Genomic DNA, 12,778 nt, shown 5'->3' with positions numbered 1-12,778 from the left:
GACCTGTACCGGCACCGGCTGACGAACCCGTCGAAGCGCCGGTCCGGCGACACCGGCCCGTCCGGCGTCTGAGGACGGAACCCTGACACCGGGGGCCCGGCCGCGCGACAAGGCCGCCGACGCCGGACGCACCGTGCGCAGCCCGCTCACCGACCCCAGCGCCCCGCCCTCGTGCAGCTCCGGGTGGGACAGGGGGTGCAGCGCCACCGTCGCGGTCCCCGTACTCCCCGCCCAACACCGCAGCGCGATCTGCTGGGCCATCCCGGTGGGGAAGAAGGCCGCCGCCTCCATGCCCAGCAGCCCGGCCACCCGCCGCTCCAGATCGGCGACGACCCCGCCCCCGTACACATCGGTCCAGTCCCGCGGATCGTGCACGGAAGGGGCGTCGGCGGCCGGCGCCGCCAGCCGCTCGCCCAGCGTGCCGTCCGCGCTCACCCGGGCCAGCGTCCGCCGCGACGCCCGCCACGCGGTCAGCCTGCGCCGCCGCCGCTCCTGCTCATCCGTGCTCACCATGGGACGATCATCGCCCGGAGGCCGGGCGGCGCGCCCGTTGATATCCGCACGGCCGGCGTCCGGTGCGGAAGGTTATCCACAGGCTGTGGGCGGCGGATGAGCTCCGCCGAAACGCTGGCGTAGCATGCAGAGAAATCGTCCGGTACCCGCTGCGGACTGGAACGGAAGGCCATCGCCCCGTGAACGCACCAGTTTCGAAGGAACCCCTCGACGCGAGGGACCGCCCCGCCCGGCTCACGGTCGGTGTCGTCGGCGCGGGCCGGGTCGGGCCCGCCCTCGCCGCGTCGCTCCAGCTCGCCGGGCACCGCCCGGTCGCCGTGTCCGGAGTCTCCGACGCCTCCCGCCGCCGCGCCGCGGCGCTGCTCCCCGACGTGCCCCTGGTGGAGCCCGCCGAGGTGCTGGCCCGTGCCGAGCTGGTGCTCCTGACCGTCCCCGACGATGTGCTGCCCACGCTGGTCGAAGGCCTCGCGGAGACCGGCGCCGTACGCCCCGGCCAACTGCTCGTCCACACTTCCGGGCGGTACGGGGCGCGGGTGCTGGACCCCGCGCTGCGGGCCGGGGCCCTGCCGCTCGCGCTGCATCCCGCGATGACGTTCACCGGCACGGCCGTCGACGTCCAGCGGCTCGCGGGCTGCTCCTTCGGCGTCACCGCCCCCGAGGAGCTGCGGCTCGCCGCGGAGGCCCTGGTCATCGAGATGGGTGGCGAGCCCGAGTGGATCGCCGAGGAGTCCCGCCCGCTCTACCACGCGGCCCTCGCCCTCGGCGCCAACCACCTGGTCACCCTGGTCGCCCAGTCGATGGAGCTGCTGGCCGAGGCCGGAGTCACCGCCCCCGACCGGATGCTCGGCCCGCTGCTCGGCGCGGCCCTGGACAACGCCCTGCGCTCCGGCGACGCCGCGCTGACCGGCCCGGTCGCCCGGGGTGACGCGGGCACGGTCGCCGCCCACATCGGCGAACTGCGCGAGCACGCCCCGCAGGCGGTGGCCGGATACATCGCGATGGCCCGCGCCACGGCCGACCGGGCGCTCGCCCACGGCCTGCTCAAGGCCGAGCTGGCCGAGGACCTCCTCGTCGTCCTGGCCGACCAGGAGCGCCGCCCCGGCGGCCCCGGGCCGGGGGCTGCCCGATGACGATGACCGGCTGTACGGGATCCGGGGGCTGCCCGATGACGATCATCGGCTGTACGGGATCCGGGAGAGCCCCGAAGACGATCACCGGCTGTGCCGGACCGGGGGAGACCCGATGACGCGCACGGTCCGGCCCGCCCTCCTGCGCACCGCCGCCGAGCTGGACGCACTGCCGCGCCCCGCCGGTGCCGAGCGGGCCGTCGTCATGACGATGGGCGCGCTCCACGACGGCCACGCCGCCCTGATCCGGGCCGCCCGCACGGCGGCCGGGGTGGAGGGCCAGGTGGTGGTCACCGTCTTCGTGAACCCGCTCCAGTTCGGCGAGGCCGCCGACCTGGACCGCTATCCGCGCACCCTGGACGCCGACCTGGAGATCGCCGCGGCGGCGGGGGCCGACGCCGTCTTCGCCCCCGGCGTGGACGAGGTCTACCCCGGCGGAGAGCCACAGGTCCGGATCGCCGCGGGACCCATGGGCGAACGCCTCGAAGGCGCGGCCCGCCCCGGGCACTTCGACGGGATGCTCACCGTCGTCGCCAAGCTCCTCCACCTCACCCGGCCCGACGGGGCGTTCTTCGGGCAGAAGGACGTCCAGCAGCTCGCCCTGATCCGCCGCATGGTCCGCGACCTGAACTTCGGCGTCCGGATCACCGCCGTGCCCACCGTCCGCGACCCGGACGGCCTCGCGCTCTCCAGCCGCAACCGCTTCCTGACCCCCGAGGAGCGGCACACCGCGCTCGCCCTGCCCCGTGCCCTGTTCGCGGCCCGCGACCGGCTCGCCGCCCAGCAGGCCCTGCACGAGCGGGCCCGGGCCACCGCGCCCGGCGGCGACCGGGCCGCCGGACTCAACAGGCTCGGCGAGGCCCGCGCCGCCGCCGACGCCCAGGCCGTGGCACTGGTCCGGCCGGGCGGGGCGCCCGCCGCCGTCCGGGCCGCCGCGCGGACCGTGCTGGACGAGGCCGCCGCCCGGGGCCGGGCGCCGCTCGCCCTGGACTACCTGGCCCTGGTGGACCCGGCGGACTTCACCGAGATCCCGGACGACCGCGAGAACGGGGAGGCGGTCCTCGCCGTCGCGGCCCGGGTCGGGGACACCCGCCTCATCGACAACATCCCCCTCACCTTCGGAGCCCTGACGTGACCGGAATACGGCTGACCGCCCCCGCCCCCGGCTGGGCCATCGACGCGGACGTCGTGGTGGTCGGCTCCGGCGTCGCCGGGCTCACCACGGCGCTGCGCTGCGCCGCCGCCGGCCTGGACACCGTCGTCGTCACCAAGGCCCGCCTCGACGACGGCTCGACCCGCTGGGCCCAGGGCGGCATCGCCGCCGCACTCGGCGAGGGCGACACCCCCGAGCAACACCTCGACGACACCCTCGTCGCGGGCGCGGGCCTCTGCGACGAGGAGGCCGTGCGCACCCTGGTCACCGAGGGCCCCGACGCCGTACGCCGGCTCATCGGCACCGGCGCCCACTTCGACACCACGGACAGCGGCGATATCGCGCTGACCCGCGAGGGCGGCCACCACCGCCGCCGCATCGCCCACGCGGGCGGCGACGCGACCGGCGCGGAGATCTCCCGCGCCCTGGTCGGGGCGGTGCGCGAGGCCGCCCTGCACACGATCGAGAACGCCCTGGTCCTGGACCTGCTCACGGACGCCGAAGGCCGTACGGCGGGCGTCTCGCTGCATGTCATGGGCGAGGGCCAGCACGACGGCGTAGGCGCGGTCCGGGCCCCCTCGGTGGTCCTCGCCACCGGCGGCATGGGCCAGGCCTTCTCCGCCACCACCAACCCCTCCGTCTCCACCGGGGACGGCGTCGCGCTCGCGCTGCGGGCCGGGGCGGAGGTCTCCGACCTGGAGTTCGTCCAGTTCCACCCGACCGTCCTGTTCCTCGGCGCGGACTCCGAGGGCCAGCAGCCGCTGGTCTCCGAAGCCGTACGGGGCGAGGGGGCGCACCTCGTCGACGGCGACGGCGTCCGCTTCATGCTCGGCCGGCACGAGCTGGCCGAGCTGGCCCCCCGCGACATCGTCGCCAAGGCCATCACCCGCCGGATGCACGAGCACGGCGCCGAGCACATGTATCTGGACGCCCGGCACTTCGGGGCGCGGATGTGGGAGCGGCGCTTCCCCACCATCCTGGCCGCCTGCCGGGCCCACGGCATCGACCCGGTCACCGGGCCGATCCCCGTCGCCCCGGCCGCGCACTACGCCTCCGGCGGCATCCGCACCGACCTGCGGGGCCGCACCACGGTCCCCGGCCTGTACGCCTGCGGCGAGGTCGCCTGCACCGGTGTGCACGGGGCCAACCGCCTCGCGTCCAACTCCCTCCTGGAGGGCCTGGTCTTCGCCGAGCGCATCGCCGCCGACATCGCCGGGGCCCGCCCGCCCCGCACCGAAGCGGCCGGGAGCCCGGACGCCGGCGATCCCGTCCCGCTGCTGGCCCCCGAGGCCCGTACGGCGATCCAGCGCACCATGACCCGGGGCGCCGGAGTCCTGCGTTCCGCCGACGGCCTGGCCGCCGCGGCCGAGGAGCTGGAAGCCCTGCACCGCGAGGCCGCCGCCGACGCGGACGGGTCCAAGGCGGTCGTCCCCGGGGTCGACGCCTGGGAGGTCACCAACCTCCTCCTGGTCTCCCGGGTCCTGGTCGCCGCCGCCCGGGAACGCGAGGAGACCCGTGGCTGCCACTGGCGCGAGGACCGGCCCGACCGTGACGACACCCACGGCCGCCGCCACCTGGTCGTGCGCATCGCGCCGGACCGCACCCCGGTCGTCCACCGCACGGAGACCGCCGCATTCCCGCCCGTACGCCCGTCGGATTGAGCAGACTGCTGGGAAGCAGCCGCACCGCCGGACACCGCGGGGCGGCACCAGCGGCACGAGAAGCACCAGCCGTACCCGCACCACCCGCCACGCCCCCGAGGAGCCGTCACCGTGAGCACGCCCGAAGAGAATCCGCGCCCCACACCCGTGGACGTACCGCTGATCAGCGTCGGCGCGCCCGCATCGTCGACGCCGGCGGGAGGCGGCTGCGGCGACGGCTGCGGCTGCGGCGGTGACGACTTCGACCCCGAAGCCCTGGAGTGCGGCCTGGACCCCGCGCTCGCCCTGCTGCTGGCCAGGGCGGGGCTCGACCCCGTCCAGGTCGAGGACGTCGCCCATGTGGCGATCGAGGAGGACCTCGACGGCGGGGTGGACGTCACGACCGTGGCGACCGTCCCCGAGGGTGCCGTGATCACCGGTGACTTCACCGCCCGCGAGGCGGGCGTGGTCGCCGGGCTCCGGGTCGCCGAGGCGGTCCTGTCGATCGTCTGCACCGAGGAGTTCGAGGTCGAGCGGCACGTCGAGGACGGCGACCGGATCGCCCCCGGCGAGAAGCTGCTGACCGTCACCACCCGCACCCGCGACCTGCTGACCGGCGAGCGCAGCGCGCTGAACCTGCTCTGCCGCCTCTCGGGCATCGCGACCGCCACCCGCGCCTGGGCGGACGTCCTGGAGGGCAGCAGGGCCAGGGTCCGCGACACGCGCAAGACCACGGCCGGCCTGCGCGCGCTGGAGAAGTACGCGGTGCGCTGCGGCGGCGGCGTCAACCACCGGATGTCGCTCTCCGACGCGGCCCTGGTCAAGGACAACCACGTGATCGCCGCCGGCGGCGTCGCCGAGGCGTTCTTGCGGGTCCGCGCCGAGTTCCCCGAGCTGCCCATCGAGGTCGAGGTCGACACGCTGGACCAGGTCCGCGAGGTGCTGGACGCGGGCGCCGACCTGATCCTGCTGGACAACTTCACCCCCGCCGAGACCGCCGAGGCGGTCGCCCTGGTCGCCGGTCGCGCGGTCCTGGAGTCCTCCGGCCGGCTCACCCTCGACTCGGCCCGCGCCTACGCCGACGCGGGTGTCGACTATCTCGCGGTCGGGGCGCTCACCCACTCCTCGCCGATCCTCGACATCGGCCTGGACTTCCGCGACGCCGACTCCACCGACGGGGCCGACGCCTGATGCTGCTCACCATCGACGTCGGCAACACGCACACGGTCCTCGGCCTCTTCGACGGCGAGGAGATCGTCGAGCACTGGCGGATCTCCACGGACGCCCGTCGCACCGCCGACGAGCTGGCCGTCCTGCTCCAGGGCCTGATGGGCATGCACCCGCTGCTCGGCATGGAGCTGGGCGACGGCATCGAGGGCATCGCGATCTGCGCCACCGTCCCCTCGGTCCTGCACGAACTGCGCGAGGTCACCCGCCGCTACTACGGCGACGTCCCCGCCGTCCTGGTGGAGCCCGGCGTCAAGACGGGCGTGCCGATCCTGATGGACAACCCCAAGGAGGTCGGCGCGGACCGCATCATCAACGCGGTCGCCGCCGTCGAGCTGTACGGGGGCCCGGCGATCGTCGTCGACTTCGGCACCGCCACCACCTTCGACGCGGTCTCCCCGCGCGGCGAGTACACGGGCGGGGTGATCGCCCCCGGCATCGAGATCTCGGTCGAGGCCCTCGGCGTCAAGGGCGCCCAGCTCCGCAAGATCGAGCTGGCCCGGCCGCGCAGTGTGATCGGCAAGAACACCGTCGAGGCCATGCAGTCCGGCATCGTCTACGGCTTCGCGGGCCAGGTCGACGGGGTGGTGGCCCGGATGAAGAAGGAGCTGGCCGCGGACCCGGACGATGTCACCGTCATCGCGACGGGCGGCCTTGCTCCGATGGTGTTGGGGGAGTCCTCGGTCATCGACGAGCACGAGCCGTGGCTGACGCTCATCGGGCTGCGCCTGGTGTACGAGCGGAACGTCTCCCGGTCGTAGGGAGCCGTTCCGCCGGAACCCCGTGTACCTGCGGGAACGGCCGGAGGCGTGGCCGGGACGCCGGGCCGGGCCCGCCGCGCCACCGACGACCAGTTAAACGGATTTTGTCCATTTAGCACGTATTGTCGCGTCATGCCCACGCCCTACGGTTCACGAGGCGGCATGGCGTTCAGCGCGGACGAGCTGCGGGTGCTCCGACGTGCCCTTGCCATCGCCCTCCACCCCATGCCCCTGTCCGACGAGGACGTCCAGGACTGCCTGCGGCTCGCCGGCTCCGTGGACGAGGCGGCCGGCGAGGCGGGTCGGCTGCGAGCCTTCCTGCTCGCCGACCTCGCCCGCTACCGCAACGCCCTCCCCGGCTCCGCCGCCGGCTACCTGGAGCTGCTCCAGGATGCCCTGGCCGCCGGCTACGACCCCCGCCCGGACGATCTGGCCGCTCTGCGGGCCCTGCGCGGGGGGCGGCTCGCGGCGGCTCTCCTGGAGCGCTGCCAGGTGCTCGCCGAGCGTTCCGTGCGGGCCCGGCTGGCCGGCCGCTCCGTCGGGCTCACGGCTCCCGGGCCCCGCAGCCGGCTGCTGGCCCTTCCTGGTGGCCGCGCCGCCGACCGGGAACCGGACCGGCCCAGGACCCCGGCCGCCCCGGACCGCCCGCAGAAGCCCGGCGACCGCCCGATGCCCAAGCCCTCCGAGGTCTTCCCGCCGCGTCGGCGTCCCGCGCCGCCCCCGTCCGAGGAGCGGGCGGCCGGCTGACCCCGAGCGGCGTCCGACGCGGCGGCCCCCACCGGGAGGTCGCCGCGTCGGGCCGTTCCGGGCTCGCTACTCTGGACGGCATGGACTACGTATCCGCGCTCGTGCCCCCCGTGGTGATGGCCGTCTTCTTCATCGCCCTGATCGTGATCATCGTCAAGAGCCAGGGCGGTCCGAACAAGACCAAGGAGGACGCCGTGGTGGACGCGGCGCTCGCCCGCGCGGAATCCGTAAAGCAGACCGCTCGTCCGGAGAAGGTCTGACCGGGTGAGCGGCCCGTCCGCCCCGTAATCTTCCCGAAGCGTGTCCCCGGAGCGCACGACTCATCGGAGTCGTGCGCTCTTTCTCTGTGTAAATACCAGAACATTCGGGACATCTAGCACTAAAGTGATCCCGTGCCCCGTCAATTGGGAGACCTGGAAGACGCCGTGATGACACGCGTCTGGCAATGGAACCGACCGGTCACGGTGCGGGAAGTCCTTGAGGACCTTCAGCAGGAACGGTCCATCGCCTACACGACCGTGATGACGGTAATGGACAATCTCCATCAGAAGGGCTGGGTACGCAGGGAAGTCGACGGCCGGGCCTATCGATATACGGCCGTCTCCACCAGGGCCGCCTACTCGGCCGCACTGATGAACGAAGCCTGGTCACACAGCGACAACCCCGCCGCCGCACTTGTCGCGTTCTTCGGCATGATGTCCGCCGAACAGCGCGAAGCACTCCAGGACGCTGTTCGCATGGTTTCCCCCGGCCCTGCCGAAACCCCCGGCGGCCCCGAGGAACCGACACCCGGCGCCACCAGGGATGACGCCCCGGCCGATGACGTGCCGCCGGAGAGCGGGCGATAGCGTCGGGGTATGTCCTCAGAGCAGCCGCGAAGCGATCCGGATACCGAACTCCATACCGACCCGTCGGTAAATAAGCCCGCCATCACCGTCCGACGGGCCAGGACCAGTGATGTCGTGTCCGTGCGGCGACTCCTCGACGGGTACGCGTCCGGAGGCATCCTGCTCGACAAAGCGACCGTCACCCTTTACGAGGACATCCAGGAGTTCTGGGTCGCGGAACGCGACGAGGACGCGACGGTCATCGGCTGCGGCGCGCTTCATGTCATGTGGGAAGACCTGGCGGAAGTGCGGACCCTTGCCGTCGACCCCCGCATCAAGGGCGCGGGAGTCGGGCATCACGTGCTGGACAAGCTCTTGCAGACCGCGCGATGGCTCGGTGTCCGCAGGGTCTTCTGTCTCACCTTCGAAGTGGATTTCTTCGCGAAGCACGGCTTCGTCGAGATCGGAGAGACGCCCGTCGACACCGATGTCTACAGTGAGCTGCTGCGTTCCTACGACGAGGGCGTCGCGGAGTTCCTCGGTCTCGAACGAGTGAAGCCGAACACCTTGGGCAACAGTCGGATGCTTCTGAACCTGTGATCTGCAGAAGAACCTGCAACCCTATGTCCGAATCGCGCACGTTTCCCGTCTTCTCGGGCTGCTGAACCTCTGCAGGGGGTTTGTGTTTTCGAGAGAAAAGCGGTTTCCTTTCCGCGTACTCCATTTTCGATGAAAGGAAATCCCGTGGCACAGAAGGTTCAGGTCCTTCTTGTCGATGACCTCGATGGTGTCGAGGCCGATGAGACCGTCACGTTCGCCCTTGACGGCAAGACGTACGAGATCGACCTCACCACGGCCAACGCGGACAAGCTTCGCGGCCTTCTCGAGCCCTACACCAAGGGTGGACGTCGTACCGGTGGCCGTGCCGCCACGGGCCGCGGCAAGGGCCGTGCCGTGGCCGGCGGTAACAAGGACACCGCGGAAATCCGCCGGTGGGCGCGGGAGAACGGCCACAACGTGAATGACCGAGGCCGCGTTCCCGCCGAGATCCGTGAGGCTTACGAGAAGGCCAACGGCTGATCCGCTCCACCCCTTGTCGGCGCCCCGGAACGGGCGCGTGACAGCCGGACCCGATGGCATTCGGTAGCCGCGGCGTCCACCAGGCGTACGAGATCGGGGGCACCCCCACCCCTGCTCCCGAAACCCGCGAGGGCCGGCAGCCCCGGCTCGGGTGCACGCCTCGGCTCTGGGGGCCGCAGCCAGACAGCGGCCCCCGGCGAGTCCCCCGGGGCGCCCGGGAGAGGCGGGGCCGTGACGCGGCCCCCCGCGCCCACGGCGGTCAGGTCCCGCGCGAGAGGGCCCCACTCCAGCCAGTCGAGCAGCCCCGGCAGCTCATCGGCGCCGCCCGCGGCGACCAGCAGCCCCATCCGCGTACCGGACAGCAGCACGGGGCCGGTGCGCACGCCGCGCCGCAGCACGGCGTGACCGGCCTCGGCGGGCAGCTCCAGCACATCGAAGAGCGCCCCGGTGAGCAGTCGCAGCGGAGTCCGCCCCGCGGTGGCCCAGCCCAGCTCCCTCGCGTAGCGCCGGGCGAGTGCGGCGTCGGCTGAACCCGGAGCGGAATCGGGTGACGATCGGGGCTGAGGGATGGTGGGTGGCATGTCCGATGAACCGTCGAACCGCCCCCATGGTTACGCAGGGTCCCCGACGTGTCACGTTCAGTCCTGGCCGTGGGGGCGCGCGAGAGCATTCAGCAGCGCAAGGATGTTCGCCCGTAGCGGAGGGAACCGGGGTGCGCCGCATGGACTGTCAGTGATTGCGGGTAAGACTTTCCTAGTGGGAAGGGGCGACACGCTGGCCGAGACGTCTCACGTTCGCCATCGGCGTACTGGCGAAAGGGGTATCTGCCTGGCCTGCGGGAACATCGTCTCGCACCATCGGGTTGGAGCAGTTGTCCGCTGTTCGGCAGTAAGAATCCCCGCCGGTGCGGGGGTGATCCGGACGGATGTCGGCAGTTGGAATGAGCTGTCCCGTCCTGCGGGACTAGCATGCGGAAGGACTGGGAGGGGACCGACCCCTCACTGACCGACCGCTCTGAGGAGCGATTAACGATGTTCGAGAGGTTCACCGACCGCGCGCGGCGGGTTGTCGTCCTGGCTCAGGAAGAAGCCCGGATGCTCAACCACAACTACATCGGCACCGAGCACATCCTCCTGGGCCTGATCCATGAGGGTGAGGGTGTCGCCGCTAAGGCCCTGGAGAGCCTCGGGATTTCGCTCGAGGCGGTCCGCCAGCAGGTGGAGGAGATCATCGGGCAGGGGCAGCAGGCTCCTTCCGGGCACATCCCCTTCACTCCGCGAGCCAAGAAGGTCCTGGAGCTGTCGCTCCGCGAGGCGCTTCAGCTGGGCCACAACTACATCGGCACCGAGCACATCCTGCTCGGCCTGATCCGCGAGGGCGAGGGCGTCGCCGCCCAGGTCCTCGTGAAGCTGGGCGCCGACCTGAACCGGGTCCGGCAGCAGGTCATCCAGCTGCTTTCCGGGTATTCGGGCGGCAAGGAGGCGGCCACCGCAGGCGGTCCCGCCGAGGGCACGCCCTCCACGTCCCTGGTGCTCGACCAGTTCGGCCGGAATCTCACCCAGGCCGCTCGTGAGTCCAAGCTCGACCCGGTCATCGGGCGCGAGAAGGAGATCGAGCGGGTCATGCAGGTGCTGTCCCGCCGGACCAAGAACAACCCGGTCCTCATCGGCGAGCCCGGTGTCGGCAAGACGGCGGTCGTCGAGGGCCTGGCCCAGGCGATCGTCAAGGGCGAGGTGCCCGAGACCCTCAAGGACAAGCACCTCTACACCCTGGACCTCGGCGCCCTGGTCGCCGGCTCCCGGTACCGGGGTGACTTCGAGGAGCGCCTGAAGAAGGTCCTCAAGGAGATCCGCACCCGCGGCGACATCATCCTGTTCATCGACGAGCTCCACACGCTGGTCGGTGCGGGTGCCGCGGAAGGCGCCATCGACGCGGCTTCGATCCTGAAGCCCATGCTGGCGCGCGGTGAGCTCCAGACCATCGGCGCCACCACGCTCGACGAGTACCGCAAGCACCTGGAGAAGGACGCCGCTCTCGAGCGCCGCTTCCAGCCCATCCAGGTCGCGGAGCCGTCGCTGCCGCACACCATCGAGATCCTCAAGGGTCTGCGCGACCGCTACGAGGCCCACCACCGGGTCTCCATCACGGACGAGGCACTGGTCCAGGCCGCGACCCTGGCCGACCGGTACATCTCGGACCGCTTCCTGCCGGACAAGGCGATCGACCTGATCGACGAGGCCGGATCCCGGATGCGCATCCGCCGGATGACCGCGCCGCCGGACCTCCGCGAGTTCGACGAGAAGATCGCGGGCGTCCGCCGTGACAAGGAGTCGGCCATCGACTCCCAGGACTTCGAGAAGGCGGCTTCCCTCCGCGACAAGGAGAAGCAGCTGCTGGCGGGGAAGGCCAAGCGCGAGAAGGAGTGGAAGGCCGGCGACATGGACGTCGTCGCCGAGGTCGACGGCGAGCTCATCGCCGAAGTCCTGGCCACGGCCACCGGAATCCCGGTCTTCAAGCTGACGGAGGAGGAGTCCTCCCGTCTGCTGCGCATGGAGGACGAGCTCCACAAGCGCGTCATCGGGCAGAAGGACGCCATCAAGGCCCTTTCGCAGGCGATCCGCCGTACGCGAGCCGGTCTGAAGGACCCGAAGCGCCCCGGTGGCTCGTTCATCTTCGCCGGTCCGTCCGGTGTCGGTAAGACCGAGCTCTCCAAGACGCTGGCCGAATTCCTCTTCGGTGACGAGGACGCGCTGATCTCCCTCGACATGTCGGAGTTCAGCGAGAAGCACACGGTTTCCCGTCTCTTCGGTTCGCCCCCCGGCTACGTGGGCTACGAGGAGGGCGGCCAGCTCACCGAGAAGGTGCGCCGGAAGCCGTTCTCCGTCGTCCTCTTCGACGAGGTCGAGAAGGCCCACCCCGATATCTTCAATTCCCTGCTCCAGATTCTGGAGGACGGTCGCCTGACCGACTCCCAGGGTCGGGTCGTGGACTTCAAGAACACGGTCATCATCATGACGACCAACCTCGGGACCCGGGACATCTCGAAGGGCTTCAACCTGGGCTTCGCCGCCCAGGGCGACGTCAAGACGAACTACGAGCGGATGAAGACCAAGGTCAACGAAGAGCTCAAGCAGCACTTCCGGCCGGAATTCCTCAACCGTGTCGACGACACGGTCGTCTTCCACCAGCTGACCGAGGAAGACATCATCCAGATCGTCGACCTCATGCTCGCCAAGGTCGACGAGCGCCTCAAGGACCGCGACATGGGCATCGAGCTCAGCGGCGAGGCCAAGATGCTGCTCGCGAAGAAGGGCTACGACCCCGTGATGGGCGCCCGGCCGCTGCGCCGGACGATCCAGCGGCAGATCGAGGACATCCTCTCCGAGAAGATCCTCTTCGGTGAGCTGCGTCCCGGTCACATCGTGGTCGTGGGCACCGAGGGCGAGGGTGACGACAAGACGTTCACCTTCCGCGGCGAGGAGAAGTCGGCTCTGCCCGACGTCCCGCCGATCGAGCAGGCGGCAGGCGGCGCCGGCCCGAACCTCACGAAGGAAGCGTGACGCGCGGCGCGGCGTGAGTCCGAGCGTGTGAAGGGGCTGCCCCGGAACCGGTTTTCCTACCGGTCCGGGGCAGCCCCTTTCCTGTTGCCGACCGGGTCGGTAGGTGAGGCGGCCGGCTCGTCGTCCGGGCGGGCGGAGGGCGG

General features: G+C 71.6%; 12 protein-coding genes and 1 pseudogene. 11 read left to right on the top strand and 2 right to left on the bottom strand.

The window, feature by feature from the left end; translation table 11 throughout:
- Positions 1-117 precede the first annotated feature (117 nt).
- A pseudogene (locus ACZ60Q_RS25535) lies at positions 118-513 on the bottom strand (threonine aldolase); the annotation flags it as partial.
- Positions 514-692: 179 nt separating this feature from the next.
- On the opposite strand from ACZ60Q_RS25535, the gene ACZ60Q_RS25530 reads away from it, so the two are divergent.
- The 10 genes from ACZ60Q_RS25530 to ACZ60Q_RS25485 all read left to right on the top strand — a co-directional run bounded on the left by ACZ60Q_RS25530 (position 693) and on the right by ACZ60Q_RS25485 (position 9,075).
- The gene (locus ACZ60Q_RS25530) at positions 693-1,643 is read left to right on the top strand and encodes a Rossmann-like and DUF2520 domain-containing protein (protein WP_469638988.1); all 951 of its coding nucleotides are present in this window, start codon (positions 693-695) and stop codon (positions 1,641-1,643) included.
- Positions 1,644-1,755: 112 nt separating this feature from the next.
- Entirely contained in the window at positions 1,756-2,775 is a 1,020-nt protein-coding gene (panC, locus tag ACZ60Q_RS25525) for a pantoate--beta-alanine ligase (RefSeq protein WP_469638985.1), read from the top strand.
- Positions 2,772-4,454: an L-aspartate oxidase gene (locus ACZ60Q_RS25520; RefSeq protein ID WP_469638982.1), complete on the top strand. Its 1,683-nt coding sequence runs from the start codon at positions 2,772-2,774 to the stop codon at positions 4,452-4,454. Before panC ends, ACZ60Q_RS25520 begins: the two co-directional genes overlap by 4 nt.
- Positions 4,455-4,565: 111 nt before the next feature.
- Positions 4,566-5,624, top strand: coding sequence for a carboxylating nicotinate-nucleotide diphosphorylase (gene nadC / locus ACZ60Q_RS25515; protein ID WP_469638980.1), 1,059 nt, complete (start codon positions 4,566-4,568; stop codon positions 5,622-5,624).
- On the top strand, positions 5,624-6,421 hold the full coding sequence (locus ACZ60Q_RS25510) for a type III pantothenate kinase (protein WP_097915092.1): 798 nt from the start codon (positions 5,624-5,626) through the stop codon (positions 6,419-6,421). Before nadC ends, ACZ60Q_RS25510 begins: the two co-directional genes overlap by 1 nt.
- A gap of 162 nt (positions 6,422-6,583) precedes the next feature.
- Entirely contained in the window at positions 6,584-7,168 is a 585-nt protein-coding gene (locus ACZ60Q_RS25505) for a hypothetical protein (RefSeq protein ID WP_469639542.1), read from the top strand.
- Between the two features lie 80 nt (positions 7,169-7,248).
- Entirely contained in the window at positions 7,249-7,428 is a 180-nt protein-coding gene (locus ACZ60Q_RS25500; protein WP_469638976.1) for a hypothetical protein, read from the top strand.
- A 132-nt stretch (positions 7,429-7,560) separates the two neighbouring features.
- The gene (locus tag ACZ60Q_RS25495; protein WP_469638973.1) at positions 7,561-8,016 is read left to right on the top strand and encodes a BlaI/MecI/CopY family transcriptional regulator; all 456 of its coding nucleotides are present in this window, start codon (positions 7,561-7,563) and stop codon (positions 8,014-8,016) included.
- Between the two features lie 9 nt (positions 8,017-8,025).
- The gene (locus ACZ60Q_RS25490; RefSeq protein ID WP_469638970.1) at positions 8,026-8,595 is read left to right on the top strand and encodes an amino-acid N-acetyltransferase; all 570 of its coding nucleotides are present in this window, start codon (positions 8,026-8,028) and stop codon (positions 8,593-8,595) included.
- Between the two features lie 144 nt (positions 8,596-8,739).
- On the top strand, positions 8,740-9,075 hold the full coding sequence (locus ACZ60Q_RS25485) for a histone-like nucleoid-structuring protein Lsr2 (protein WP_003968298.1): 336 nt from the start codon (positions 8,740-8,742) through the stop codon (positions 9,073-9,075).
- Here ACZ60Q_RS25485 and ACZ60Q_RS25480 read toward each other — a convergent pair.
- A complete protein-coding gene (locus ACZ60Q_RS25480; RefSeq protein ID WP_469638967.1) occupies positions 9,054-9,656 on the bottom strand; it encodes an SCO3374 family protein in 603 nt (200 codons plus the stop codon). The genes ACZ60Q_RS25485 and ACZ60Q_RS25480 overlap by 22 nt on opposite strands.
- A gap of 450 nt (positions 9,657-10,106) precedes the next feature.
- Here ACZ60Q_RS25480 and ACZ60Q_RS25475 point away from each other — a divergent pair, with 450 nt between their 5' ends.
- Positions 10,107-12,635: an ATP-dependent Clp protease ATP-binding subunit gene (locus tag ACZ60Q_RS25475; RefSeq protein ID WP_469638964.1), complete on the top strand. Its 2,529-nt coding sequence runs from the start codon at positions 10,107-10,109 to the stop codon at positions 12,633-12,635.
- Positions 12,636-12,778 lie beyond the last annotated feature (143 nt).

The sequence above is a fragment of the Streptomyces sp. NPDC104313 genome, assembly GCF_055583985.1.
Note: the sequence above shows the minus strand (reverse complement) of the source record. Positions and strands in the feature narration are given on the sequence as shown.

What these genes read in the sequence shown, in the direction of transcription:
- ACZ60Q_RS25510 (WP_097915092.1), top strand. Translation starts at nt 5,624, where the DNA reads ATGCTGCTCACCATCGACGTCGGCAACACGCACACGGTCCTCGGCCTC.
- panC (WP_469638985.1), top strand. Translation starts at nt 1,756, where the DNA reads ATGACGCGCACGGTCCGGCCCGCCCTCCTGCGCACCGCCGCCGAGCTG.
- ACZ60Q_RS25475 (WP_469638964.1), top strand. Translation starts at nt 10,107, where the DNA reads ATGTTCGAGAGGTTCACCGACCGCGCGCGGCGGGTTGTCGTCCTGGCT.
- ACZ60Q_RS25490 (WP_469638970.1), top strand. Translation starts at nt 8,026, where the DNA reads ATGTCCTCAGAGCAGCCGCGAAGCGATCCGGATACCGAACTCCATACC.
- ACZ60Q_RS25500 (WP_469638976.1), top strand. Translation starts at nt 7,249, where the DNA reads ATGGACTACGTATCCGCGCTCGTGCCCCCCGTGGTGATGGCCGTCTTC.
- ACZ60Q_RS25480 (WP_469638967.1), bottom strand. Translation starts at nt 9,656, where the DNA reads ATGCCACCCACCATCCCTCAGCCCCGATCGTCACCCGATTCCGCTCCG.
- ACZ60Q_RS25505 (WP_469639542.1), top strand. Translation starts at nt 6,584, where the DNA reads ATGGCGTTCAGCGCGGACGAGCTGCGGGTGCTCCGACGTGCCCTTGCC.